The sequence below is a fragment of the Natrarchaeobius chitinivorans genome (assembly GCF_003841505.1).
Lineage (GTDB): Archaea > Halobacteriota > Halobacteria > Halobacteriales > Natrialbaceae > Natrarchaeobius > Natrarchaeobius chitinivorans.
The window spans coordinates 82,564-106,343 of sequence record NZ_REGA01000002.1; the positions used below are offsets into that span (position 1 = coordinate 82,564).

25 protein-coding genes, 1 tRNA gene and 1 pseudogene are annotated in these 23,780 nt (G+C 58.7%); 19 read left to right on the forward strand and 8 right to left on the reverse strand.

What is annotated here, in order from left to right:
- Nucleotides 1-87 precede the first annotated feature (87 nt).
- Nucleotides 88-717 carry a metal-dependent hydrolase gene (locus tag EA473_RS02805; RefSeq protein WP_124194156.1) on the reverse strand — a complete coding sequence of 210 codons (630 nt, stop codon included), beginning with the start codon at nt 715-717 and terminating at the stop codon, nt 88-90.
- Between the two features lie 165 nt (nt 718-882).
- Here EA473_RS02805 and EA473_RS02810 point away from each other — a divergent pair, with 165 nt between their 5' ends.
- Both EA473_RS02810 and EA473_RS02815 read left to right on the forward strand, forming a co-directional pair.
- Nucleotides 883-1,230 (forward strand): ArsR/SmtB family transcription factor, encoded by a 348-nt coding sequence (locus EA473_RS02810; protein WP_124194157.1) that lies wholly within the window; start codon nt 883-885, stop codon nt 1,228-1,230.
- On the forward strand, nt 1,227-1,538 hold the full coding sequence (locus tag EA473_RS02815) for a DUF7521 family protein (protein ID WP_124194158.1): 312 nt from the start codon (nt 1,227-1,229) through the stop codon (nt 1,536-1,538). Before EA473_RS02810 ends, EA473_RS02815 begins: the two co-directional genes overlap by 4 nt.
- Before the next feature lie 680 nt (nt 1,539-2,218).
- Here the strand turns inward: EA473_RS02815 and EA473_RS02820 are convergent.
- Together EA473_RS02820 and EA473_RS02825 are read right to left on the reverse strand one after the other, a co-directional pair.
- The gene (locus EA473_RS02820) at nt 2,219-2,620 is read right to left on the reverse strand and encodes a universal stress protein (RefSeq protein WP_124194159.1); all 402 of its coding nucleotides are present in this window, start codon (nt 2,618-2,620) and stop codon (nt 2,219-2,221) included.
- Between the two features lie 160 nt (nt 2,621-2,780).
- Nucleotides 2,781-3,038: a cytochrome C oxidase subunit IV family protein gene (locus tag EA473_RS02825; protein WP_124194160.1), complete on the reverse strand. Its 258-nt coding sequence runs from the start codon at nt 3,036-3,038 to the stop codon at nt 2,781-2,783.
- Between the two features lie 179 nt (nt 3,039-3,217).
- Between EA473_RS02825 and EA473_RS02830 the strand changes: the two genes are divergently transcribed.
- On the forward strand, nt 3,218-4,843 hold the full coding sequence (locus EA473_RS02830; protein WP_243645177.1) for a S8 family serine peptidase: 1,626 nt from the start codon (nt 3,218-3,220) through the stop codon (nt 4,841-4,843).
- Nucleotides 4,844-5,273: 430 nt separating this feature from the next.
- Here the strand turns inward: EA473_RS02830 and EA473_RS02835 are convergent, their stop codons facing one another.
- Nucleotides 5,274-7,748, reverse strand: coding sequence for a cbb3-type cytochrome c oxidase subunit I (locus tag EA473_RS02835; protein WP_124194162.1), 2,475 nt, complete (start codon nt 7,746-7,748; stop codon nt 5,274-5,276).
- The gene (gene coxB / locus EA473_RS02840; RefSeq protein WP_124194446.1) at nt 7,745-8,707 is read right to left on the reverse strand and encodes a cytochrome c oxidase subunit II; all 963 of its coding nucleotides are present in this window, start codon (nt 8,705-8,707) and stop codon (nt 7,745-7,747) included. Before coxB ends, EA473_RS02835 begins: the two co-directional genes overlap by 4 nt.
- Before the next feature lie 582 nt (nt 8,708-9,289).
- Between coxB and EA473_RS02845 the strand changes: the two genes are divergently transcribed.
- The gene (locus EA473_RS02845) at nt 9,290-9,568 is read left to right on the forward strand and encodes an amphi-Trp domain-containing protein (protein WP_124194163.1); all 279 of its coding nucleotides are present in this window, start codon (nt 9,290-9,292) and stop codon (nt 9,566-9,568) included.
- A gap of 136 nt (nt 9,569-9,704) precedes the next feature.
- Here the strand turns inward: EA473_RS02845 and EA473_RS02850 are convergent, their stop codons facing one another.
- The gene (locus EA473_RS02850) at nt 9,705-10,151 is read right to left on the reverse strand and encodes a hypothetical protein (RefSeq protein ID WP_124194164.1); all 447 of its coding nucleotides are present in this window, start codon (nt 10,149-10,151) and stop codon (nt 9,705-9,707) included.
- A 59-nt stretch (nt 10,152-10,210) separates the two neighbouring features.
- Between EA473_RS02850 and EA473_RS02855 the strand changes: the two genes are divergently transcribed.
- On the forward strand, nt 10,211-10,843 hold the full coding sequence (locus EA473_RS02855) for an adenylate kinase (protein ID WP_124194165.1): 633 nt from the start codon (nt 10,211-10,213) through the stop codon (nt 10,841-10,843).
- A gap of 69 nt (nt 10,844-10,912) precedes the next feature.
- On the opposite strand, the gene EA473_RS02860 is transcribed toward EA473_RS02855, so the two are convergent.
- The gene (locus EA473_RS02860; protein WP_124194166.1) at nt 10,913-13,198 is read right to left on the reverse strand and encodes a DUF7289 family protein; all 2,286 of its coding nucleotides are present in this window, start codon (nt 13,196-13,198) and stop codon (nt 10,913-10,915) included.
- A 163-nt stretch (nt 13,199-13,361) separates the two neighbouring features.
- On the opposite strand from EA473_RS02860, the gene EA473_RS02865 reads away from it, so the two are divergent.
- The 14 genes and pseudogenes from EA473_RS02865 to EA473_RS02925 all read left to right on the forward strand — a co-directional run bounded on the left by EA473_RS02865 (nt 13,362) and on the right by EA473_RS02925 (nt 22,892).
- Entirely contained in the window at nt 13,362-14,309 is a 948-nt protein-coding gene (locus EA473_RS02865; protein ID WP_124194167.1) for a DUF106 domain-containing protein, read from the forward strand.
- A gap of 61 nt (nt 14,310-14,370) precedes the next feature.
- Complete coding sequence (cmk, locus tag EA473_RS02870; RefSeq protein WP_124194168.1) at nt 14,371-14,949, forward strand: (d)CMP kinase; 579 nt, start codon at nt 14,371-14,373, stop codon at nt 14,947-14,949.
- Nucleotides 14,946-15,854, forward strand: a complete 909-nt coding sequence (locus EA473_RS02875) for an RNA-guided pseudouridylation complex pseudouridine synthase subunit Cbf5 (protein ID WP_124194169.1) — start codon at nt 14,946-14,948, stop codon at nt 15,852-15,854. Before cmk ends, EA473_RS02875 begins: the two co-directional genes overlap by 4 nt.
- A gap of 125 nt (nt 15,855-15,979) precedes the next feature.
- Nucleotides 15,980-16,050, forward strand: a tRNA-Pro gene (locus EA473_RS02880).
- Between the two features lie 72 nt (nt 16,051-16,122).
- Nucleotides 16,123-16,368 carry a DUF7563 family protein gene (locus tag EA473_RS22665; protein ID WP_124194170.1) on the forward strand — a complete coding sequence of 82 codons (246 nt, stop codon included), beginning with the start codon at nt 16,123-16,125 and terminating at the stop codon, nt 16,366-16,368.
- Entirely contained in the window at nt 16,361-16,495 is a 135-nt protein-coding gene (locus tag EA473_RS22980) for a hypothetical protein (RefSeq protein ID WP_279387610.1), read from the forward strand. The genes EA473_RS22665 and EA473_RS22980 overlap by 8 nt, the downstream gene beginning before the upstream one ends.
- Nucleotides 16,496-17,014: 519 nt before the next feature.
- On the forward strand, nt 17,015-17,530 hold the full coding sequence (locus EA473_RS02890) for a hypothetical protein (RefSeq protein ID WP_124194171.1): 516 nt from the start codon (nt 17,015-17,017) through the stop codon (nt 17,528-17,530).
- Nucleotides 17,527-18,036, forward strand: coding sequence for a DUF488 domain-containing protein (locus EA473_RS02895; protein ID WP_124194172.1), 510 nt, complete (start codon nt 17,527-17,529; stop codon nt 18,034-18,036). The genes EA473_RS02890 and EA473_RS02895 overlap by 4 nt, the downstream gene beginning before the upstream one ends.
- Nucleotides 18,036-18,236, forward strand: coding sequence for a hypothetical protein (locus EA473_RS02900; RefSeq protein WP_124194173.1), 201 nt, complete (start codon nt 18,036-18,038; stop codon nt 18,234-18,236). The genes EA473_RS02895 and EA473_RS02900 overlap by 1 nt, the downstream gene beginning before the upstream one ends.
- A pseudogene (locus tag EA473_RS02905) lies at nt 18,233-19,852 on the forward strand (DUF7845 domain-containing protein). Before EA473_RS02900 ends, EA473_RS02905 begins: the two are co-directional and overlap by 4 nt.
- Nucleotides 19,853-20,157: 305 nt before the next feature.
- On the forward strand, nt 20,158-20,655 hold the full coding sequence (locus EA473_RS02910) for a hypothetical protein (RefSeq protein WP_124194174.1): 498 nt from the start codon (nt 20,158-20,160) through the stop codon (nt 20,653-20,655).
- 239 nt (nt 20,656-20,894) lie between these two features.
- Nucleotides 20,895-21,452, forward strand: coding sequence for a hypothetical protein (locus EA473_RS02915; protein ID WP_124194175.1), 558 nt, complete (start codon nt 20,895-20,897; stop codon nt 21,450-21,452).
- Nucleotides 21,453-21,694: 242 nt separating this feature from the next.
- Nucleotides 21,695-21,985: a DUF7692 domain-containing protein gene (locus EA473_RS02920; RefSeq protein ID WP_124194176.1), complete on the forward strand. Its 291-nt coding sequence runs from the start codon at nt 21,695-21,697 to the stop codon at nt 21,983-21,985.
- A gap of 283 nt (nt 21,986-22,268) precedes the next feature.
- Nucleotides 22,269-22,892: a hypothetical protein gene (locus tag EA473_RS02925; RefSeq protein WP_124194177.1), complete on the forward strand. Its 624-nt coding sequence runs from the start codon at nt 22,269-22,271 to the stop codon at nt 22,890-22,892.
- Nucleotides 22,893-22,966: 74 nt separating this feature from the next.
- On the opposite strand, the gene EA473_RS02930 is transcribed toward EA473_RS02925, so the two are convergent.
- Complete coding sequence (locus EA473_RS02930) at nt 22,967-23,779, reverse strand: hypothetical protein (protein WP_124194178.1); 813 nt, start codon at nt 23,777-23,779, stop codon at nt 22,967-22,969.
- Nucleotide 23,780: the final 1 nt, after the last annotated feature.

The following is a 23,780-nucleotide window of genomic DNA, read 5'->3' on the forward strand; positions in this document are numbered from 1 at the left end:
TCGACACGTTAGTAAATGGGGCCGTACCCTGACGACGGTCACAACAAACCGAAGACCGATTCGTTACGGACGACCTACCCGCCGGTATCACTCGCGTTTTTCGCCTCGTGGCCCCGGTCGGGGGGGCCGACCGAACGCAGCCTCGAGTGCTCTCCGAGCGTAATCCACACACTCCCGAAAGACTGGGAACCCGTCGAGCATCCAGAGGACGAAGACGCCGACTGCAAGTCCGAGTTGTACCTGCATGTACATCGAGAGTTCGCCTGCGAGAAGCGCTTCCTGATAGCCGCCGAACAGTCGGGAGAACTCGCCGACGAAGTCGGTGTGCTCCGAGGCGTGGCCGACGCTCTCGACCGGCCAGAGCATCAGTTCAGTGCGCACGCGACCGCCCCGAAGGTAGCCGTCGAGGACGTCCGCGGGCAGATGGAGCAGATACCCGAGTCCGAAGGCGACGCCAGCACCCGGCCGACCGACTCGACTCGCGAGTACCCCCACGAAAATCGAGAGCGGAACGGCGAAGAAAATCGAGTGTCCAAGCGCGTACCCCGACTCGAAGACGCCGAACTCCCAGGCCAGCGGTTTGTCGATGAGATCGGGTAACACCGACGCGAAGACGACGGCGAACGCCTCGAGACCAGTCGGTGTCCGTCGATACAACCCCCGACAGAGCAGGGAGTAAGCGAGATAGCCGACGATCGCGTGTTCCCACGGCCACATTATCGAAGCGCTGGCCCCTCTCGGTGATAGTTATCTGCTCGTTATACTCCTTCCCAGTCGTCCCTGGAGTCGAATTCGGCTGAACGAATACCAGAATCGAGGGCGTTTTCTCGATCAGAGAAACCGGACCGCTTTTGATACCGATGCCAGAACGATCAGCTACAAGTGAGTGAGGAGATCGACCTATCCACGGTGCTCGCGGTTCTCGACGACGAGTACGCACGGGAAATCCTCACCCACACGAGCGTCGAATCCATGTCTGCCAGTACCTTGAGTGAACGGTGTGACGCGTCCCTGCCGACGATCTATCGGCGACTCGATCGGCTCGAGGAGTGCCGCCTCGTCACCGAACAGACGGAACTCGCGCCGGACGGAAACCACTACAGCGTCTACAGTGCGAACCTCGACCGTCTCGAACTCTCGCTCGAGGACGGATCGTTCGACCTCGAGTTGACCTATCGCGAGGAGGACGTCGCAGACCGGTTTACGAAAATGTGGGAGGGAATACGATGACCGGGGGCGTCGTCCGGATGGACGAGGCGACCGTATTCGAACTGCTGACCGTCGGGAGCCTCTTTCTCGTCGCGGTGATCGGAACTGTCATCGCCTACCAGGCGTATCGTGGATATCGACGCAACGACGCGCCATCGATGCTCTATCTCGCCATCGGACTCCTGTTGCTGACAATGTTCCCGTTTCTGATCAACGTCGGAATAACCTCCGTGACGACGGCAGACCAGATCGTCACCGTCTTTTTCGAGAACGTGAGCCGTTTGCTCGGGCTCGTTGCGATCATGTACTCGCTGTACGGACGCCACTGATGCGGTTTACTGTAACCCATTACCGGTGCATCCGCTGCTCGGGTCGTGCTCGTACGATAGTGGTGGACAATCGTCCGTCTGGCAGGCGGTCGGTGGCGCGTTCGATTCTCGGTTCGTCGAAGACAGAGACACGCCGGCAGAAAGGTCGGACACGTGGACGGTCGGTAGTGTCCGGATGAACTACCGGAGACCGCGGGAGGGCCGAAGCAGATGCGAAACTGGAGTGATCGCCCCCACTGACGACGGTCGGGCAAACGCGTCGTCGGTGAGAGCGTCACGCGGATTCGGTGACGAGGACGTGATCACGTCCACGAGGGCGGTCGTCGAACGATCCGCGCGTCGGTCGTAGGGGTCTAACGCAACAGGCGGGCCGCCTCTCGTTAGCTCCCCTGTTGGCTCCTTCCGGCCGGCACCTATTAGTGTCGGGAGGGGATTCTCTGGGTCGGAAAAACCGCTCGCCCCCAACAGGCGGTATCGGTGAACGCCGAATCGGAACGCGAGCACTCGTAGGTCCCACGCCATACGGATTGTCGTTCTCGTGTCCTCGAGACTCCGGGACCATGCCCGGGTTCCGAAAATGACCGACAGCAGTCCGTCTCATACGGATTACTGTAACTGTTTACCGGCGCACCCGCGACCTGGGCGGCGGGTGAGCCGGCAATGACGTACAGTAAACCGTCTCACTCGACGATCAGTACGGGATTCGATGCCTCCCTGGAGACCTGATCCGAGACGCTCTTTCGCAAGAATCGCTCGAGGCCCCGGTTTCGTCCCATCACGATCAGATCGATGTCGTGACGGTTCGCATATTCGACGATCGTGTCGTGTCGGAGACCGTGTTGAACCGTCGTTCGGACGTCGTCCACCCCCGCTTCAGCCGCTCGGTTGGCGACGTACTCGACGGCTTCTTCACCGATCGGCTCGAGATCGTCGAAATCGATACCGGGTGCGATTTCGGCGGAGTTTATGACGTACAACGTGTGTAACGTCGCGTCGTGGACGCCCGCCAGTTCGATCGCCTCCTGGATCGCCCGTTCAGTGTTCTCTCGGCCGTCGGTCGGGACCAGAATCGCGTCGTACATCGGTCGCCCAGACGTTCGGTCCCAATCGACAAGTCGTTTACCGATCGGGCGTTCGCTTTCGGTCGTCGTTCGTTTCCCCTCGAATCGTCTGAAAAAGTACGAACCGTCCCCGGATCCCGTTCGCAGAGACTCGAGGGCGGTACGGAAAGAGTGTACCGCGTTACTGGATCGAGTATCCCGCAGCGATCGTGAGCAGGAACACCATAAAGACCGCCATTCCCATCATGTACGAGATCGCCCGCGGCTCCTCGAGAAGGTGCTGGTAGTATCCCGCGATCAGAAGCACCTTGACCACCGCGAGTATAATCGTTCCTGCAAGGGCGAGTTCGTACGTGAGGAACTCGAAAAATGCGAACTTGCCCGTACCCAACACCAGCAGTACGACGTAAATCAGTGAGTACGTTCGAACGTCGGCCATTGGTGTTCTCTCTGGGCGAGGGCCACTTATACCTTCCTCAACGTCGGTCCGCACCGGCTCCGACCGATCGTCCAGCGAGCGCTCCAGGTGGTGCGGTTTCTGTACCGGTATGGTGGTGTACCTGCCGGACATCAGCTCACCAGAATGTCTTTATTCGAAGACAACCCACGTCCGCTATCGTGATCGCCTCGAGCGCCGCCCGGACGCGAGTCGTGGTACTCTTCGTCTGCCTGTTGGTCGTCACTGCGGCCGTTCCGGTCGCCCTCGGAACGGCCAGTTATACCGACTCTGACGACGATTCCAGCGCTACCGACGACGTCGACGTGTCCGACTCGCTTCGTGCTCTGGAGGACGGCGAGACGGTCGAACTCGTCGTCCGCTTCGAGGAGGCGACGATTCCCGATGGAATGACCGATCGGGAGGTCGAAGACCACCTCGAGTCACACGCTGAAAAGACGCAAGCGCCGCTGCTAGCTTTCGCCACGCAGAACCCGGCCGTCTCCGTCGAGGAGGAGTTCTGGCTGACCAACGCCGTATTACTCGAGGTGCAAACGGACCGGGTCGACATCGAGGAGTTCGAACGGTTCGACGCCGTCGAGGCCATCCACGAAAACTTCGAGTTGTCGATCCCGGACGAACCTCGAGACGACGGGACTGGTACCGATGACGACGGAAGTGACTGGGGTGGCAGCGGTGACGACGCCCCATCGACGACCTGGGGGGTAGACGCAGTCGGTGCGCCGACCGTCTGGGAGCACCACGGGACCCGCGGGGACGGTGTCAGGGTCGCAGTCCTCGACACTGGCGTCGACGCGGATCACCCCGACCTCGAACTCTACACCGACGACCCGACTGACCCGACCTATCCCGGTGGATGGGCGGAGTTCAACGAAACGGGAGATCGCATCACCGGATCGACACCGCACGACTCGGCCACGCACGGAACGCACGTCAGCGGGACGATCGCGGGCGGGAACGAACGGGGAACGGCGATCGGCGTCGCTCCAGACGTCGAGTTGATCCACGGTCTGGTTCTCGAGGACAACGACGGAACGTTCGCACAGATCGTCGCCGGCATGGAGTGGGCTCTCGAGGAAGACGCCGACGTGATCAGCATGAGTTTCGGTGCCCCCGGCTATCACGACGAACTTATCGATCCGGTTCGCCACGCGACGGAGGGGGGTGTCGTGGTCGTCTCGGCGATCGGAAACGACGGATCGGAGACCTCGGGATCGCCGGCAAACGTCTACGAATCGATCAGCGTCGGCGCCGTCGATGCAGACGGTTCCGTCGCCTCGTTTTCCGGTGGCGAACGTATCAACCGGACTGAGTGGACGTCCCAACCGGAGGAGTGGCCGGGGACGTACGTTACTCCGGATGTGGTCGCACCCGGCGTCGAAATCGAAAGCACCGTCCCGGGTGGCGAGTACGAACGGCTACCTGGAACGTCGATGGCGACGCCGCACGTCTCCGGGACGGTTGCCCTCGCACTGTCGATCGAACCGGAGGCAGATTCAGACGAACTCATTTCGGCGCTGACCGAGTCGGCTGGAAAACCGGACGGAGCACCCAGTGAGAAGGATACGCGGTACGGATATGGGACCGTTGATGCGAACGCGACGGTGAATGCGCTCGTCGACGCTCGAACTGTCGACGAATCACCAGCAAGCGCGACCGGTACCGAACGAACGCAGACGGAGTCGTATCCGGGGCCCGCCGACGTTTTCACAGCCTCAGTCGCGTTCGTCGTCTCCGGCGTCGTACTGGCCGCCGTGTTACTGGCAGTCAGGAGACGACGGTTTTGATCCGATTCTCGCCCTGGCCGACGCCAGATAGGGACTCACTCACCGCCGACTGATACGGTTTGCTATGACTGATTGCCGGTCGATCGCCCACCGTTCTGCGATCGACCGGTAAAGACTCATAGCAGACCGTATGAGTATCGCATCGAACTCTGTGCTCACTCGAGAGCGCACACGTACACTCGAGGACGGACGAGTACGTTATCAGGTGTGGTCTGACGTGCAGTGGCTACTCTCCCCGTGTGGGTAGTGATCGCCAGATATCCTCGGGTAATGGGTCCAGGCCGATTCGACCGATTCGAACCCGTTCGATCGAACACTCCTGGTCTGCTCTCGGTCGTACGGGAGAACCGACGGCTCCGGCCGACAGTATCGGCGGTCGGAAACGTATCGAACGACTCGAGAGAGATTTCGAGAAAACAGTGAAAACGGCCTACATCAGGTAGAACAGCGGGAAGAGGATGACCCAGACGATGTCGACGAAGTGCCAGTAGAGACCGAAGAACTCGACCGGCCGGTGATCCTCGAGGTAGGCGTCGACGCTCATGATACGGTAGATCATAAAGAGGGCGATGAGCACGCCGAGGATGACGTGAAGCGCGTGCAGTCCGGTCGTCACGAAGTAAATCGAGTGCTCGAGGCTGGTCCACCAGTACTCGCCGATCGAGAACTTGTAGCCGTACTCGTAGGCTTTCACGCCCATGAACGTGAGTGCGAGCAAGAGGGTCGCTCCCATCGCACCGAGCAGCCCCTTCTTGTTCTGTCGTTCGGCGAAGACGAGCGCCATGATGACCGTGAAACTCGAGGTCAACAGGACGTACGTATTGAGCAGTCCGGGCCAGGAGGCAAACGGTATCGTCTCCCAGTTGCCCCAGCCAGCGTGCAGTCGCATGAAGACGAACGCACCGATCACTGCTCCGAAGACGACGACGTCAGAGGCGAGGAACACCCAGACGCCCATCTTGGTGTTGCCGGCGCCGCCGAACGGCCACCGCTCTGCGATCGCCATCTCCGGTGCGTCGAACTGTTCGACGCCGAATTTAAACAGCGTGTATCCGAGGATCGCGAGGCCGAGTGCGACCAGCGCCGGATAGACGATGTTCGGGTCGTCGGCGGTGCCGACCACGGAGTGACCGCGCGCCTCCGCAAATTGGACCAGATACGGCGTAATCCCCGTCAGTCCGAGGAAGAATACGAACATCCCGATACCGATTCCGAACGGCCAGATGCTCGCGTGATCTGCGTGTTCTTCCTCGTGAGATGCGACCGCTTCGGCGGCCGCTCCCTCTCCCTGGGCGACCCCGCCGTCAGTTGCAGCAGCCGAATCCTCGACGAACTCGAGGCGGCCGCTCGCGTAGCTCGGCCGGCCGCCCCAGTTCTCGAGCGGCGGCGGCGACGGAACGGCCCACTCGGCGGTTCGTGAGTATTCCCACGGGTTTTCCGGCGCTTTGGGGCCGTAGAGGAAACTGTAGACGAACGTCGCGAACATGATGATAAACGACGCGCCGAAGACGAACGCGCCGACGGTCGATAGCTGGTGATAGATCTGCGCACCCTCGGCGTAGTGGAAGACGCGCCGGGGCGTCTCCCACGCGAGGAACTGCGGGAAGTAAAGCAGGTTGAAGCCGATGAAGTAGACGGCGAAGTTGAGTTTTCCGAGCGTCTCGGAGTACATTTTCCCGGTGATCTTCGGCCACCAGTAGTAGAGACCGGCGATCAACGCGGTGACGCCCGAGACCATCACGTAGTGGAAGTGAGCGACGACCCAGTAAGTGCCCCGGAACTCGTAATCCAGGACGACGGCTCCGAGGAACACCCCGGTGATGCCGCCCAGGATAAACAACACGAGTGCGCCGAGACTGAACAGGAACGGCGTCGTGAACCGAACCCGCCCTTTGACCATCGTGTAGATCAGCGCGAAGACCATCAGATCGAACGGCAACGAGATACCGATGGTCGTCGCCATGATCAGCGTCTTGATCTCGAGGTTGATCGTCGTCAGGAACATGTGGTGCATCCAGACGAGGAACGACTGGACGGCCACGAGAACCATCGCGATGATGACCCACTTTCGACCGACGAGTCGCCGACCGGTAAACGTCTGGAACGTCTCGAACATGATCCCCAGCGCGGGGAAGAAGACGATGTACACCTCCGGATGGCCGAAGAACCAGAACAGGTGAGCCCACAGTAAGCCCGACCCCTGTTCCGTCGCGAAGTACTGGGTCAGGAACAGTCGGTCCGTTGCGAGCAACAACAACGCAGCGAGCAACGCTGCGAAGGCAAACAGCATCATCCAGACGGTGAGCAGCCACGACCAGGTGAACATCGGCATGTTCCAGAGACCAAGTCCCTCCGCACGCGATCGGTGGATCGTCACGAGGAAGTTCACGGTCCCGACGGTGATCGAGATGACGAACAACGTCAACCCGAGAATCGTCGCGTTACCGCCGGTCGTCGCCTGCATCGCGGGCGTGTACGTCGGTACGTTCAGCGGCGCGTACATCGTCCAGCCGCCGGCGTACGTCCCGCCCTGGAAGAACGAGATACCGATGAGAATCCCGGAGGCCAGGTAGAACCAGTAACTGAGCGCGTTCATTCGGGGGAACGCCAGGTCCTTTGCTCCAATCTGTAACGGGACGAAGTAGTTCGCAAAGCCCGTTGCAACCGGCGAGAGGAACCAGAAGACCATCAACAACCCGTGTGCCGTCACGGCCTGGTTGAACTCGCCGCCGCTGAGAAGGCCGGTTCCGCCCGGCACCCACAGCTGTGTGCGGAACAAAAGGGCCATCAGGCCACCGAGCACCAGGAAGAACATCGACGTCCCCAAATAGAGAATTCCGACGTCCTTGTGGTTCGTCGTGACGAGCCAGCGCTTGACGGACGTCATCGGTGGGAGATCACTCATTCGTCGTCACCTCCATCGTCGTTTTCGTCATCGGGAGCCTCGAGCGTGTACGTTTCGTCGGTTGGGCCGGTGAAGCTAATCGTGTCTTCGATTTCCTCGAACTCGTCGTCCGTCGGGGAGATCACCACGTCGTACGAACCGCCCTGTTCGAAGTCACTCAGTTCGACCGTCCCGTCCTCGAAGTCCTCCGGGCCGAGTTCGGCCGAGAGGTCCTGCTCGTACTCGTCGTTTTCCTGGTGTTCGATCGTCAGTTCGAAGCCATCGGTGACGGGTTCTTCGTCCGCGTCCTCGAGGGAAATCGTCAACGTGAGCTGTTCGTCCATCCACTGATCGAACTCGTCTTCCTCGAGGACGATCACATCGGAGTCCATATCGCTGTGTCCTGGACCGCACAGTTCGAAACACTCCGCGGTGTATTCACCGGGCTCTTCCGCGACGAACCAGGTCTCATCGGACTCACCAGGGATTGCATCGGCTTTGACCTTTAACTCGGATATGCCGAACGTGTGCCAGACATCACTCGCTGTCACATCGATCCAGATCGGCGTATCCGCAGGGATAACCATCCCTTCACCCAGTGAGTTGGTTTCGACGCCGTTCTCGTAGGTATAGCCCCAGTCGAACGCCCACCCTTCGACGTCTACTTCGATCGCGTCTTCGGGTGCCTGCTGGGGGCCGTCCTCGACGTACAGCAGCCATCCGTACGTCCAGACGACCAGCGAGATGACGATGATGGCACTCAGCCCGAAGGAAACGAACAGTTTTTTTCCGCCCTTTCCACCAGTCGGTAACTCCCCGAGTGTCGGCAGATCTTCGTCGTCGCTTGGCTCGCCTTCATCGCGATACTTGTACGCGTTGTACAGAGTATAGGCGATGACCACGGCACCGACGAGCGTTCCGAGTCCGAGGAAGACGAGGAAAATCATCTCGAACACGTCGACGCGTGTCTGGACCTGCATCGGGATCGTAAGTGCGCTGTAGATTGTATCCACCTCTATTGAAGGCCGCTTATATGTCGGACGATGGTCGCTGGGGGCACTTATCTATTTGGAAACGAACCGCAACGCCACTCCGTCTGCGGGCGACCGTATCACCCGGTGCCTTGCCGGCTGGAGCGGACGTAGCGACTTGGGTGTTGTCCACATCTTATCACGTTAATCACTCGTGGCCGAACGTTCGTTTTCGTCTCCCCCAGCTTTCTCGAGTCCGTCAACGACTGGTAGGGCTCGTACCTCTTCGCTCTATCGTTCGGGGTTCAGGTACGTACGCGCTCGTCGCACATCGACATTACACCGGCCTCTATAATAACAATTGAAACGAGTTACACACCGATCGCCGATCCGTCCCGCGATCGGGTGTGGGATGACGTTCAGTGGCTACTATATGTCTCGAAGGTGTTCGACCAGAATCGCCCCGCTCCGAGGGCTCACCTCTGTTCTCCCGAAGTTCGTTATTCCTGCACACCTTGCGCTATCGCAACGAGTGTGTCGCTGTCAACCTCCTGGCGGAAGGCTCTATATCGTCCGGCCCGAAGTTCACCTATGCCGGAAGAAGTCCTGTTCAAATTCGAGCAGCGGATGGATCGGGCCGAGATCGCTGACTACCTTCGAACCGTCGCCGACAGCCTCGAGGCCGGCGAATCGATCACGCTCGAGGCCGGCGACGAATCGGTGACGATGACGCCGCCATCCCGACCCACGTTCGAAATCAAAGCAGAGCACGAAACCCCGAGCTCAGGCGGTCAGGGCGAACTCAGCGTCGAATTCGAACTCGAGTGGGACGAAGGCGAGGACGAAGCAGGCGACTTGCAGATCGGATAACGGCAGACGCCGGGAGAGCCTCGCCCGATTTCGTGGCTCACACGGGTTGCTGTAATGTCAGTACCCGTGGGACTGCGACCCGTTTTTGGATCGCGCCGGTAGACGTTCCAGCTACCCGTGTCAGTTTTTGGTGATATTATATTTCGACTGCCCAGATGCGGAACTCATTCGGCAGTTCGTACACGCGCAAAAACACCGCATCGACGAACTGGGCGATCCGGTTGGGATCCGCCTTCGCGCTCACGCGAACGTTTACGCCCTCGGCCTCCTCCGGCCGGGTCAATTCGTCGATTTTGAACGCCGGGAAGTCACCGAGTACGTCTTTGAGACGCTCGAGTTCGCTTTCCGTACAGTCGAGATTGATCGTTCCATCGGCGAATTGAATCCACGGGGAACCGAGTTCGCTGTCGTGGTCGTCGGTCGCCTCCGGGTTCGTGTCGAAATCGTTGGCCGCCCCGTCTTCGATCCCGGTGGCGTCGGCCTCGAGAGTCAAAAACGGACTCCCGCGTTGGCGGTGGGCCGTGATCGAATCGACGTAGAGTTTTCGTCGGTCGGTCGGTTCGGCCGCATCGAATCGGGTCATACGAACACGATCGTCCGCGTTTCTTTAAGCCTTTATGCGCTGGCGGTAAACGAGGGAGTATGGCACAGCCACGTATTCTGATCCTGGGTGCACCCGGGGCAGGGAAGGGGACCCAGAGCGCGAAGATCGCAGCGGAGTTCGACGTCGAACACGTCACCACCGGCGACGCGCTCCGCGCGAACAAGGAGATGGACATCTCCGAGATGGACACCGAGTACGACACCCCGCGGGAGTACATGGACCAGGGCGAGCTCGTCCCCGACGAGGTCGTCAACGCGATCGTCGACGAAGCGCTCTCGCAAGCAGGCGGCTTCGTCCTCGACGGCTATCCGCGCAACCTAGAGCAGGCCGAGGAACTCGAGGGAATGACGGATCTGGACGTCGTTCTCTACCTCGACGTCGGCGAGGAGGAACTGGTCCACCGCCTGACCGGGCGACGAATGGACCCCGAGACCGGAGATATCTACCACCTCGAGTACAACCCGCCCGAGGATCCCGAGGTCGAGGCCCGCCTCGAGCAACGCGACGACGACACCGAAGAAACCGTCAGAGAGCGACTGCGCGTCTACCGCGAGAACACCGAACCCGTCATCGACCACTACGACGAGAACGGCGTCTTAGAGCGCGTGGATGGCGAGCAACCCCCCGAGGAAGTGTGGGAAGACGTACGGGCGACGATCGAGAACAATTGAGCATCGACGCCCGGTAAGGGTCGGCGAAGTTGCCGGGCGTCGAAAAGCGACCGAACTCGACTCGGCTGGTCAGGAAATAACGACGTGACCGGACCGGACGTCGATGGTGCCATCGTTGACGGCTTCCCTCGGCGGATCGCCCGGGTCGGCGATCTCGGGTTCGCTGAATTCACTGTTTCCGCTGTCTGCACCACGGATCACTTCTTTCCCGAGCGTGTCGGGTATCTCGTTTTCGGTCTCGAGCAGTATGATCACGTCATTGAAGTTCGGATCGCCAGGATCGTCCGGATCGACGTCGTCCCAGTCTGCGTTTTCGTGAGTCACCTCGGCGAGGAACACGACCTGATTTTTCGAGAGGTTATTCGTTAACTGAAGCTCTCCGGTCTCCTCGTCGATCTTGTCGCCGAGTATTTCACCGACGCTCATCTGGTCAGCACCCGGTTGGTCCACGTTCTTTATTTCGTCTCCGTCTTCGAGGATGACGAGATTCGATTCGTCTCCAGCCTCTGCTGGATTGACAGTAATATCATCATCACCCAACTCTGCACACTCGAGATCGGCCCACGTCCCCCCACCGGATGCTGGTGTCGTGCCGACTTGCTCCCAATCATTACACTCCCAGGTCGTGGCTTCGACCGTTACTTGCTGTTCCTCACCGGATGGAATGTCCCACGTGTAGCTCCACGTGTGGTCCCAGTAGTGTTTCGTGTTCAAATTTTCCGAAACGATATTTTCCCCGTTCTGATCTTTCCATTGATATTTTTCTGCACCATCTACTAATACTGAACTGGTGATCGGAATCCAACCCTTCCAACAGTTCCCAGAGTTACATTCAGCCCCGGACCAAACCCGGGAGGCCTCTGTCCCCATCACGCTCATCGTCACTTTATCGGCATCGACCGTTACCGATCCATCGCTTGGATCCATCCCGCCTTCCTCGAGACTGAGATAGTCTTCTCGAGTATCGTTTGCCGTCGAGAACCTCACCGTGTAGTCGCCAGCCAAAATACTGCTCCCGTTGATCCAGATCGTCGTTTCGCCCGTTTCCTTGAAATTCCGATGGATATCCAGGCCGGACTCTTCCTGATCGATAGCGACGTGTGGATCGACGTCGACTTCGCCTTCGTCACCTTCCCAGTCCATCTCGAGGCCGATCGACTGGTTCCCGTCCTCTATCCCACGATTTTCGATCGTGAGGTTGATGGGGTACCAGTCTGCATCCGAACTCGGTGCGTCGCCTTCGTCGATATCCGCTGGGTCTAACTCGATGTTGTGGATTTCGAAGTACGTGTGTGGATATCGAACCGTGAACTCCTCCGAGACGACGTGGTCTTCGGTATCGATCTCGAATTCGTAGGACTCCTCGGCTGTCATCCCGTACTCGTCAGTGTCGATCGAAAACTCGAGAGTTTCGGTTTCGTCGGGTTCTAGCGTAATTCGCTCCGACCGGTGTTCTTCCGAATCGACCGTAAAGTTGAGATCAGTCGAAGCGATTTCCTCTCCTTTATTTTCGACCTCTACTTCGACCGGCAGCGTCTCGCCCTCACCGACGTTCAATCCGTTCCCCTCCGGTAACGTGATGTCGGTGACAACGAAATTACCGCGAGTCTCTAGCTCGTACGCGTTTTCGATCGTGACGGTCACTTCGTTACCATCGGATTCGACTTCGATGTCGTCGTCGTTGTCGGGATCGAATTCGGAGTGCAGATAATCGTACCACAGCTCGTGATACCCGCTAGTTATCGTAAACGACATGTTCGTATATTCGTTGTCATCGACCGCGGTTCGTTCCGTCTCCCCGATTAACTCTGGATACTCACTGCTCTCGTTCACTGAAACCGTCGATCCAGAGCTACTGGTTCCCTCGCGAGAGATCTCTGTGAATCTAACCTGGATTCCTCCGTTTTCGTAACCGATATCGGGAGGCGTCGTCGTTCGATGGTGCGAATCGGAGACTTCCCACGTCCCACCCGATTGATGGACGATTTTCTTCCCTTCAACTTCGTACTCGAGTGCCCCCAAATTCGGAAGCGTAACCGACTCATTAGTGTAAGGGTCGTCCCCGAACCAGACGAGTTCTACCTGACCTCCAGCAACGTAGTCGTCAGCTGATACTGATTGACTCTGCCCGGTTTCCAAAGTGGTCTGAATGCCGTGCTCGGTGCTGTCGACTGCAGCGTAGGTGATTTCGGCCTCGCTGTCCGCCTCGATCGAATCGAGCATCCCCATTCCGAGAACGAGAACGAGTATCGACCCCATCAGGACGAGCCCGAGTAACAGGGCAAATCCGATCACGTGAGAGACTGCCCGGTCTCCGCGGAAGAACTGCCGTATTCGATCGGCTCTCGGATCCATTATTTTGTACCAATTCTTCAGCGAGATATTAAATGTTATCGTGGCGTGACTGTCTCGAGCCGTGAACCGTTCGGCGAAAGCGAGCAGCGTTTCCTCGAATCGACCGCGCCCACTCCAGGCGAAGATAAACACTTGTATACCGAACGCGCTCTAGGACAAGCAGATGACGCGTACAGCCGAGAAGATCAACTCCCTCGTTCGCGAGGATTCCTCGCTCGCCGACGGCCTCGAGACGATCCGCCAGAAGGCCGATAACAACGGCGGTGAGGTCCAGTGGCAGGACGTCAACGACGACCTGACGAGTGGACAGTGGGGGCGATTGATCGAGAAGGGCGTATTAGTCGACGGCGACGAAGGATTCGAAATCGCCGACAGGGAGGCCTACGACGAGGCTCTCGACGGTGACGGCGACTCGCTTGAAGCCGACGTCGACATCGACGACGAGGAGTCACAGTGGTCCCAGTGGGACAAACTGGCTGCGGTCGGGTCGGTGCTGTTGATGATCGGATACTGGCTCGAAGACGTCAGGAATACGGTCGGAACGACCCTCGACCTCGGCCTTGGCCACCTCGATGCGGCGCTTCCGTTTTACGCCGTGATTCTCTCCGTCGCGTTGCTGACCGGCCTCTATTCGACGCTGTTGCAGGCCAACCTGATGAACCCCGAAATTATCGGGAAGTATCAAAAGCGGATGAAGTCGATGCAGGACAAACAAAAGGACGTCCGCGAACGCAAGAAAGCGGCCGAAGAACGCGGCGCGAGCGAAGCGGAAATCGAGCGCCTCGAAAACGAGATGGAGCGAGTTCGCGAGGAACAGATGGAAGCGATGGCTGACAACATCGGGATGTTCAAAGAACAGTTCAGGCCGATGGTCTGGATCATGCTGTTTACGATCCCGCTGTTTCTCTGGATGTACTGGAAGATCCTCGATGGGCACGTCAGCTCTGCTGAAATGACGATGGTCATGCCGATAATTGGCCAAATAGACCTGAACGAGGGAGTTATCGGTCCGATGTGGGCGTGGATCATCTGGTATTTCCTCTGTTCGATGGGATTCACCCAGCTGTTGCGCAAAGCACTGAACATCGATATGACGCCCACAGGAACCTGAGCAAATTCGTCACGACAGACCGTATCAAAACCCATTTTACCCGTCCCGTCGCAGATCGAATATGTTACTCACCGTCTCCGGTCCACCGGGAAGCGGGAAGAGCACCACTGCCCAGTTGCTCGCCGAGGCCTTCGACCTCGACCACGTCAGCGGCGGTGACATCTTTCGCGAACTGGCCAACGAACGCGGCTACACGCCCCTCGAGTTCAACAAACTGGCAGAAGAGAACGATCAGATCGATCGTGACCTCGATCGCCGACTCCGAGAAATCGCGCTCGAGGAAGACGACCTGGTCCTCGAATCGCGTCTTGCGGGCTGGCTGGCCGGGGACGAAGCGGACTTTCGGTTCTGGCTCGACGCTCCCGTACGCGTCCGAGGAGAACGCATCGCCGAGCGGGAAGGGAAAGACCCCGAACGCGCGGCCGAAGAGACGAAAGCTCGCGAGGCGAGCGAGGCACAGCGATACGAGGAGTACTACGACATCGACATTCGTGACCTGACGATTTACGATCTCTCTGTGAACACGGCACGCTGGGACCCCGCCGCAGTACTCGACATGCTCGTCACCGCCGTCGACGAGTACGAACCGGCGGGTGACGAAGGAAAAGCACGGATTCCACTCGAGTACGAGTTCGAATGACCCTCCGAGGTCCACCCGAAGAGCGGACGCCGACCGAACTCCTTACCTTCGGGGTCGTCAACCTGGACAAGCCACCGGGACCGTCGTCCCATCAGGTCAGCGGCTGGCTTCGAGACGCAGTCTCAGATACTCTTTCCGACCGCGAGTCGGCGGTATCGATCGAACAGGCGGCTCACGCCGGGACCCTCGATCCGAAGGTAACCGGCTGTCTCCCGATCATGCTCGGCGACGCAACCCGGCTCGCACAGGTCTTCCTCGAGGGAAAAAAAGAGTACGTCGCCGTCCTCGAGTGTCACGGCCGCGTCCCGTCAGATGCGGAGTCGATCGTCTCCGAGTTCGTGGGGCCGATCTACCAGAAGCCGCCGCGAAAAAGCGCGGTTTCCCGCCGCTTGCGGGTCCGAACCGTCCACCGGATCGACGTTCTCGAGCGCGAGGATCGACGGCTTCTGTTGCGCATTCGCTGTGAGAGCGGAACCTACGTTCGAAAACTCTGTCACGATCTCGGACTGGCGCTTGGAACGGGCGGACACATGGGTCACTTGCGCCGGACGATGACGAGCCCGTTCGACGATACTGACCTGTACACAGCCGCCGAGTTCCTCGATGCACTCGCGTTCTGGGTCGAGGACGACGACCCCGAGACGCTGTACGAGGTGGTCGATCCGGCGGAACGGATTCTCGAGGGGATCCCACGTGTGACGATCGCCGAGAGCGCGGCCCACGAAGTCGCAAACGGTGCGCAGGTGTACGCACCGGGCGTCCTTTCCGTCGAGGACGAAGCTACTGCTGGCGATCTCGTCGCCTGTTATACGCCCGATAGGGCGGCGGTCTGTCTGGGAGAACTCGTCGGTGACCACGACGCGACGTCCGGCGTCGTCGTCTCACTCGAACGGGTGCTCGTCTGAGACGGGCGTCTATGAGTCGTTACCGGCCGATCAGTAGCGGTGAATCTCCGCTGTCATCGCCACCGGTCAGGAATAACGGATCGAAACGACACGCTTAAACGCTGGACGGTCCTCGGTTTTGATGCGGGACCGTGGGGTAGTGGTATCCTCTGCGGATGGGGTCCGTAGGACCCGAGTTCAATTCTCGGCGGTCCCATCAGAAATTTTACAACACCCAATCAACAGCAGATAGCGGAGCTAACGCTCCAGTTCTGTCGTTGGTTTCGAGGTGGTTTGCGTGAGTTTAACCCCGACAGACAGTCGTGGGTTTGACACGTCGACCTGTCGGCACTGCGGAGCCCATGTTACCAACCAGTTCGCCCGTGTCTTCGGTGACGATCGCGACCACGCCCACCGGTGCGGAAAGTGTGACAGCTACGCTCGATTGAGCCGAGGCTCTGCCGCCGGGCTCGAGGTACCGATCCCGGACCCAGAGACCTCGAAAGGTCGCCACGGAGGTGAGCCAGATGCGTGAGGCGCTGTTCGTTCCTGCGAGCGAACTGTACGACGTCTCGAGTGGGACGTCCGTCGTCCATCCTGCTCACCAGGCGACCGACGCCGACGTTCGTCGTGCCCTCGAGAATCGAGGTGAAGGCGTGTGAGCGGCAACTACTCAGGCGGTACTGGTCGCGAGAAGGTAGGGTACAGTCGACGAGAAAACGAGGTGGTTTCGCAATTCGAGCACGAGCCAGTTCAGCGACGTGGCCGGAACAGTTTGGATCCACAAGAACAGGAATTGACTCCTATTGGGCGGATCCGTCCGTTCGAGATCTCCTTCGCCGCGTATGCCGACTTACACTCTGTACAGACGGCCACAAGTCGATTGTGGTCGCCCATTGCGAGCACCTCCTCTATTCGAAGAGCTTCTAACAACTTCAATCCCTATTTTAAACATAGAGTAACTCACCGGAGTGTAACTGTCTTCTTCAACCGGTCACTATGCACGGATACTGAACGCGCTGTCTCAAAACCTGAGAACTCGAGCGGAAACGGAGGGGGTTCGCGATGAGCCGTCTTGTCGAATCCGGCGAGTGTGAGCGGTGTGAGGCGTTCGTTCCAGCAACGCGCCGCCTTTGTCCTGAGTGTGCTCGAGAGGTCCGACGCGCTCGAGGTGGTCCGCTGTGAGTTCTCGTACGTCGGAACTCGAGAGCCCGAAGGCCAGCGGTGACGCGCTCGAGGCGGAGTTAGTCCAGACCATCGACGCCCTGGAGTACGTCGGTGATCGGACGGCCACCTGGCACGATGCTCGAACGACCACGCTTCTCGAGCCGGATCTGAGCCTGCCGTTCTACGGGATCGTCGTCGTCGAGGCGGACGTTCCGGTCGAAATCAAAGGGTGTCAGATCGAGACGAGCAACGGAGCCGGATCGACTCACGGCCGCTTCTACGTCAAACGCGAGGCTCACCGACAGTTGCTCGAGGCGGCGGGAATGTACCTCTTCGTCGTCTACGTTCCGCGACCGGGGTTGCCCCAGGTCGCCCGCGCGGTCGTGCCGGCGACGATCGTCGACGAGTTGCTCTCCGATCGGTGGTACGACGTCGGCGGTTCGCGCTCAGAGAACGAGGTGGCGAAACTCGCCTGGTCGCACGTGATCGATCCGACGACCGTCGATCCCGTCGGGGGTGGACGGCCGTGACGGTCCACACGACGTACTTCGGCGGAGTCAGCCAGTACGGACCGGGCGAGAGCGCCGACGTCTTCGGCGTCGTTCGCTATCCGAAAGAGTTCGTCGACCGAGTGACCGACCGGAACATCCCGGCGGTCGCCCCACCAAAGGGCCTGCTGAACGCCTACAAGACCGTTGAGGAAGCCGCCGAGGAAAACGGCGAGCCGAATCCCCCGGCGATTGCCTGGAACTCGGTCAGCTACGAACGTCGCTACCTCGATCACCTCGAGGGACCGGGACAGCAAGCAGTCCTCGCCGAACTGGCCGAGCGCGCTCGAGAGCGAGACGTCTGGCTGGTCTGCTGGGAAAAAGACGCCCGGTGGTGTCACCGCCGGTTGCTCGCCAACGCGGTGGTCGCCCAGCTGGAAGACGTCGACGTCGTCCACCATCCCGATCCGACGACGATCGCCGTCGACGAAGAGAGCGACAACGAGAGCGGCCCTACACTGGCCGACTTCGCATCCGGAGGTGTCTGATGGTCGACCTGACCGCCTTCGGCCTCGAGCCGCGGGAGCCGTCGGACGTTGACAATGACGACGACCTCGAGGGCGGGTCCAACTCGGTCTGGTCGGAGTGCGCCGGCTGTTCGTACGTCGGCTACGAAGTGAAATGCCGTCGGCAGAGTGAGATTCCGCTCTGTTCGGACTGCTTCGCCGAGTGGGAGGATCTGCGATGAGCCAGGTCGCGACGACGCCGCACGAGATCGAAGGCCGCTGGAAGTGGCCTGACTGGGGTCGCGGTCCCTACGACGCGCTCTCGTCGATCATGCTCGGGCCGCCGCTCGAGGGATACCTCGAGGTGACCGTCGACGTCGACGGCGAGCCCTGGCTGGTGAAAGTCTCGTACAGCAAGTCCGGGTTCGCTCCCCGGTTGTCCGACGGGATCAACGCTGAACGGCTCTACGAGTGGGACATCGTGGGCCGTGGGCCGGGTGAGAAGAAAGCCTCGTACAATATTTCGCCGCGGTTTCCGAACATGCGCCACTGGGAGACTGGCGAGCCGATCCGACTCCCCTGGGAGAATCAGGTCGGTGAGGTCGACGGCGTCGACGTCGAGTTCCACACCAGCAACATCGAAGCCGAGCGTGGCCTCGAGCTACTGCCGGAGTTCTTCGCCGCGGTCTTCGAAGAGGCGGGCGAGCGAGTTCACCGCGAGTACTTCCGAACGGACCCGCACGACGCGAGCCGGATGTGGGCGTACGAGCGTTACGTTCGGATCACTCGCAACTGGGCGGAGAAGCTCTCGTCGGCTGGCGTTCTCCAGAAGGTGACGCATTTTCTCTCCGACCAGGAGGGAGTCAAAGCTGAACTCCACATCAACAATAAGGAGGTGACGAACCACCAGAATCGGCTCATTCTCGACCCGGCATCGGCTGGCGAGTTGCTTCCCGGCCACACCTACGGCCGGAAGTTCGAAATTTATCAACTACGGGACCCGGATGCGGTGTCGAAAGATCACCCGTCGTACCATCCGAAAGTCGAGGTTCTGGTGAACAAGAAGATGAACGACGGCGAGGCATGGGCGTGGGCCGATCGTCACGAGGTCACCGCGGAGATCGACGAGATGCTCTTGAACGCGCTGCACTGGGAGGACATTCCGCTGGCTCCCGACGGAAACGGTGTCTACGTCCCTGACGATCACTTCGATGCCGTTTCTCGAGACGACCTGGTCGAACTCTACGAAGATCCGACGCCGCGCCTCGAGGCGAAGACGGACCACCTCTTGATAACGACGTTGCGGGATATGAGCGACACCGCTCGTGACGTGACCGAGACGGTCGCGACCGACGGGGGAGCGACGGTCGACGATCTCGCCGACGAGCTGGGGAAACATCCCGCGACGATCTACCGCGCGATCGAGGACCTCGACGAGATTCTCACTCTGGATCAAGGCGACGTCTCGTTTCGCGTTCGAAAGTACCGCAAGGAATTACGTGCGCTCGTCGAGTCGGCCGAGTACGCCATCGAGAGCTTCGCCGATCGGATTCAGCACGTGATGTGACTCGCGGATCACATCGCCGAGTCGTCGCCGTTTCAGCAGTGGCTGGCCGAGAACGGCGCAGAGATCGATTTCGACGAGAGCGGCGACCCGAAACACGTCCGAATCGATACGATCCTCTCGCAACTGAAGTACGGAAGCTTCGAGAACGTCCAGGCGATCGCTGCCGAAGCCATAGAGAAGTGGCGGAAGTCGGGTAACGATCCGTCGGTACTTCGACGAGCGCAGTTGACCTGGAAGGCTCCCGGCGGCGGAACCGAGGTCGGGTACGTGGGTTCGATCGCCGACCGCTGAACCGACCTCGATAGTGGCAACGCTATTCTGACCCCTTTTTTCAGCAAGTGTGATTGTACTCGAGTCGTTACTGTCCAATTCTGGTTGTAGTTCTCCCCTCGAGGGGAGGGTCCGCGGCGCGATCGCGCCAGGACGCCTGCGGGGTCGTTTCGCGCTGCGCGCGAACGCCCCCTTGGCGGGTGTCCCCAAGGGGACAGAGCCAAAAATTACAGCGTCCCCGCCCCGCCTCCGCACGCAGATCTCCAGTTGAAGCACATGAAACATAGGTGGGTGAAATTATACTGTTGCTCACCATACTGTGCAGTATGAGCCAAATCCCTGATCAGGTGATGCTCGACAACGATACTCTGAACTATCTCCAAAAGGACCGCGACTGCCTTATTTCTTTTTCAGAAACAGATGCCGACGCATACGTGTCTCCATTTCAGTACAACGAGTTCACCACCGGATTAGACGACATTTCAGAAGAACTGAAAGACGAAATCCTCAATCAAATTCATCAATTAGAGGAGGAAATCGGTCCTGAGACGACAGGTGTGGAAACGTCAGGATATGGCGAGGTTTATGGGTATAATTATGGTGGGGGAACTGGCGAAATATATAATGAATTAACTGAGCCCCACCCTCAGATCGGTAAAGTGCACCGGCCTGATGCAGTTGGCGCAGAAGTTGCAATCAATCGTGATATGCCGTTTATCACGGGAGACAAGGCCTTACAAGCCAAAATGAGGCATCATGGGTATGATGAATATGTGATCGAATTGGATTACTTTCTCGAACTCCTCCAAAAGAAAAAAGAGTGACACTATGCCCCTAAGGGGGCTGGGTAATTGCGCGGCGCACAGAGCGCGCGCCGCGCTAGCACAAAGACGGGTCGGCTGATTCGAGACGGTAGAACGGCGCTGCCTCACCGGTAGGATGGACCGGTACCTCGATAATCCGCCTTATCAATTCTGCTTAGGAGGGAATTAGATCCAACAATTGGTTGAGTATAGATTGCGGAGATTTTTGGTCGTAGACTATATTGGGAACACCATACTAAATGACAGAAGACAATCGTCCACCTAAATATGCGCGGATCCCAATAACCCACATACCGTCATGGCGAAACCCATTCAAGTTTTTTACATATCTCGTCTCTGCCATTCTGTTCAATTATCTAACCTACCGCGGAGTTACGTCCCGATCACCACCTACCGAAGGGGCAGAAGGAAAAAGTGTGCTGGGAAGATTCCAACACTGGTTTTATTTCCGTTCGAGAACCTACGCAGCCATCGTACTGGTTCTGGTAGTATTACTATACCTCTACGATATTTTCCTTTATCGTAGTGAAGTACCACTACAATTGTATGGATTAGTTCTTGATATGGTCGGTGCTGTTGTGATTGCTCGAGGATTATTCAGAGGATATGGTGGGTTTCTAACAGACACAAACGTTTCTGCCCCAGAGGTTAGGAATCCAGACAAATATGGGATTAAAAGACCTACTAACCGAGAAATCAATTCTCTTGATTCTGAGATTAGAGCATCTGTTGATGCACTTCTTGGAGGATTCCTTTTAATATCTGGATTTTCTATTCAGATTATCGCCATTCTATAGGAAGTCTTGAGCCGCGAGATCCAACTTTCGATACAATCGCCCCCTGGGACTCACGCGTCGCGAACATCGGTTTCCCGGATATGAACACGAGCCCGAGACAGCCGTGTTCATATCGCGACGATCGCCGTGGCGATCAGCTCGCCAGCCGGGTCGATCACACCTGGCCCGTACCTCCCCTTATAACTGAGACACCAGTGCGTCACCGCAAAAATCTAGGAATAGCGGCTCTCGTGTTCACGAGCATGGCTCGCAACGAAACGCCCGGGTCGGTCAGGATTCGCACTGGCCAGGGCAACGAGTGGCGCTACGACGCGATCGAGAAGGCTGCACGGTTCTACGACTGCAACCGATCGAACGCCGTCGCGTTCGCCTGCGAAGACGTCGACCGCCTGGTCCGAGCAGCTCGAGTCGTCCTCGAGCGCGACGACCTCACCCGAGAGCAGCGCCGGGAGATCGCCGAGACGCTTTCGACTCGAGCGGTGACCTTCGACGTCGAGACCTCGATCACAGTTACGCGAAAAGGCGACGAGTGACTGTTTTCGAATTGAGTACCACCATCTACCCTCCCCCACCACTCCTGGGGCTATGCGCGCGCACGCGGGAAATATGAGACTATCCAAGTTGTCAACGGATACCTCTGGTGAGTTCTATCGAGTTGTCAAACTGGCCTGTCGAATACGCAGCACGTGCCGGTCACGGAATTCTCACAGTCTTGGTGTTAGACCGAAAGATCTTGGCCCTCTCTAGTACGTATTAGTCGGGCCCCAAGATTTATTGTGGCCGGTCACATACTCACCTATTGGGTGTCAAGATCCCATGTCTGGAAAACAAGACCAAAGCGTAGATGATAGCGGCGAACAGGATCGTGAGAGAATCACAACTACTGTTGATCCAAAAACTAAAAAGGAGCTAAAAGAGACTCCCGGAGCCATGGGTGAGCAAATTGATCGTCTAATTAAGGATAAGTCCGAAATGGATTTCCATATCGTCAATACAAACGCTCAATATCTCAATGATGCGGGCACAAATATTTACAAAGAAGGGGTTGTCGTGACATATGGCCCAGAGAAATTTGAAAGGAAGCTTACGGACATTTCTTCGGGTGATGGGATTTTCTCCTATGTCAGTAAATCTGAAGTAGACTATTCCGGCGGCTTCAAAGCGTTCGGTATTGCTCGCGCACCGTACGATGGTATTCCAGCTGAAGGCGACGAGAGGATCTATCCAACCGTCGGCCATGACCGTGAGTATCACGTTCCTGTTACGTGGCTCGCAGTTCTGCCCGATAGCCAGACGGTTACACCATCCGAGAAGCGTCGCTTCGTGGGTGAGCAGCCCACCAGCACAAAAATAAAGATTCGTGATGACGATCTCCGGCATGGGTGTCGGCTCCTTGCCGAACTTATACTCGGACGATCAGGCTATCCGCTTACGTGGTAAGCACAAGGAGGAATCTCCCACCCCATTGAGAAGAATATTTTCTGTATTCGACAACACTTCATGAATGTCATTCGTTACTGTCTATTGATGTCCACCTTCTCGTCTGCGACGACTCGAGCGAAGTCCTGAGCGTCCGTGTACTGCTCGAGTTCCCGCACTTCGTCGTCACTCCAGCCCATCCGGCGTAGTTCCTCGCAGGCTTCTTCGTGACCGTCCTCACAGGCTTCACGAGCCCGGCGCGCTGCCTCTCCCTCGGCTCGCTCGATTGCCGCGATACGCTCGTCTTCCGCCGCGTCGGTGTCGTTCTCATCGAGGCGATCGCCCTGGATAGACTCGCGGTTGGCGTCGGCCAGCGAAACGTGTTCCGCCGGCTCGAGGCGGTGGTCGTAGATCGCCAGCCAGTCGTCGATCCCTTCCGTCTGGAGCGCGGCCTTTGCGCTCCTGGCGTGCATCACGTTCGTCCGCGTGAAGTCCAGACGGTTACGTTCAGACTTCGTGAGTGGCGTCTGTCCCGATCCTGACGCAGACGCCCTCGAGTCGGCTGCTTTTCCGGACACCAGCGTTTCCGTTGATAAGCTTGCATCTTCGGCGAGTACGATCACTGCCGATCGCCGATCGTCGCTCGGGGCCAGCTCGTCCTCGCCGATCTGGTCGCGGATCGCGTTGGCGACGTCGCGGTCCGCGAACTCGTGGCGGCTGGTATCGCGAAAGCGCGCCAGTCCGAACCCTTCCTCGCGAAGCTGTGCGACCTCGTCGTCCGCGAGATCTTCCGGATCGACAGCGCCGGCGGGTCCGAGGTACTCCCAGTGGTGTTGGCCGTCACCGTAGGTGACGCGGTAGGCGTACGGTCCTGAACCGTTGATGTACCGGGTTATGATCGTCGCCATT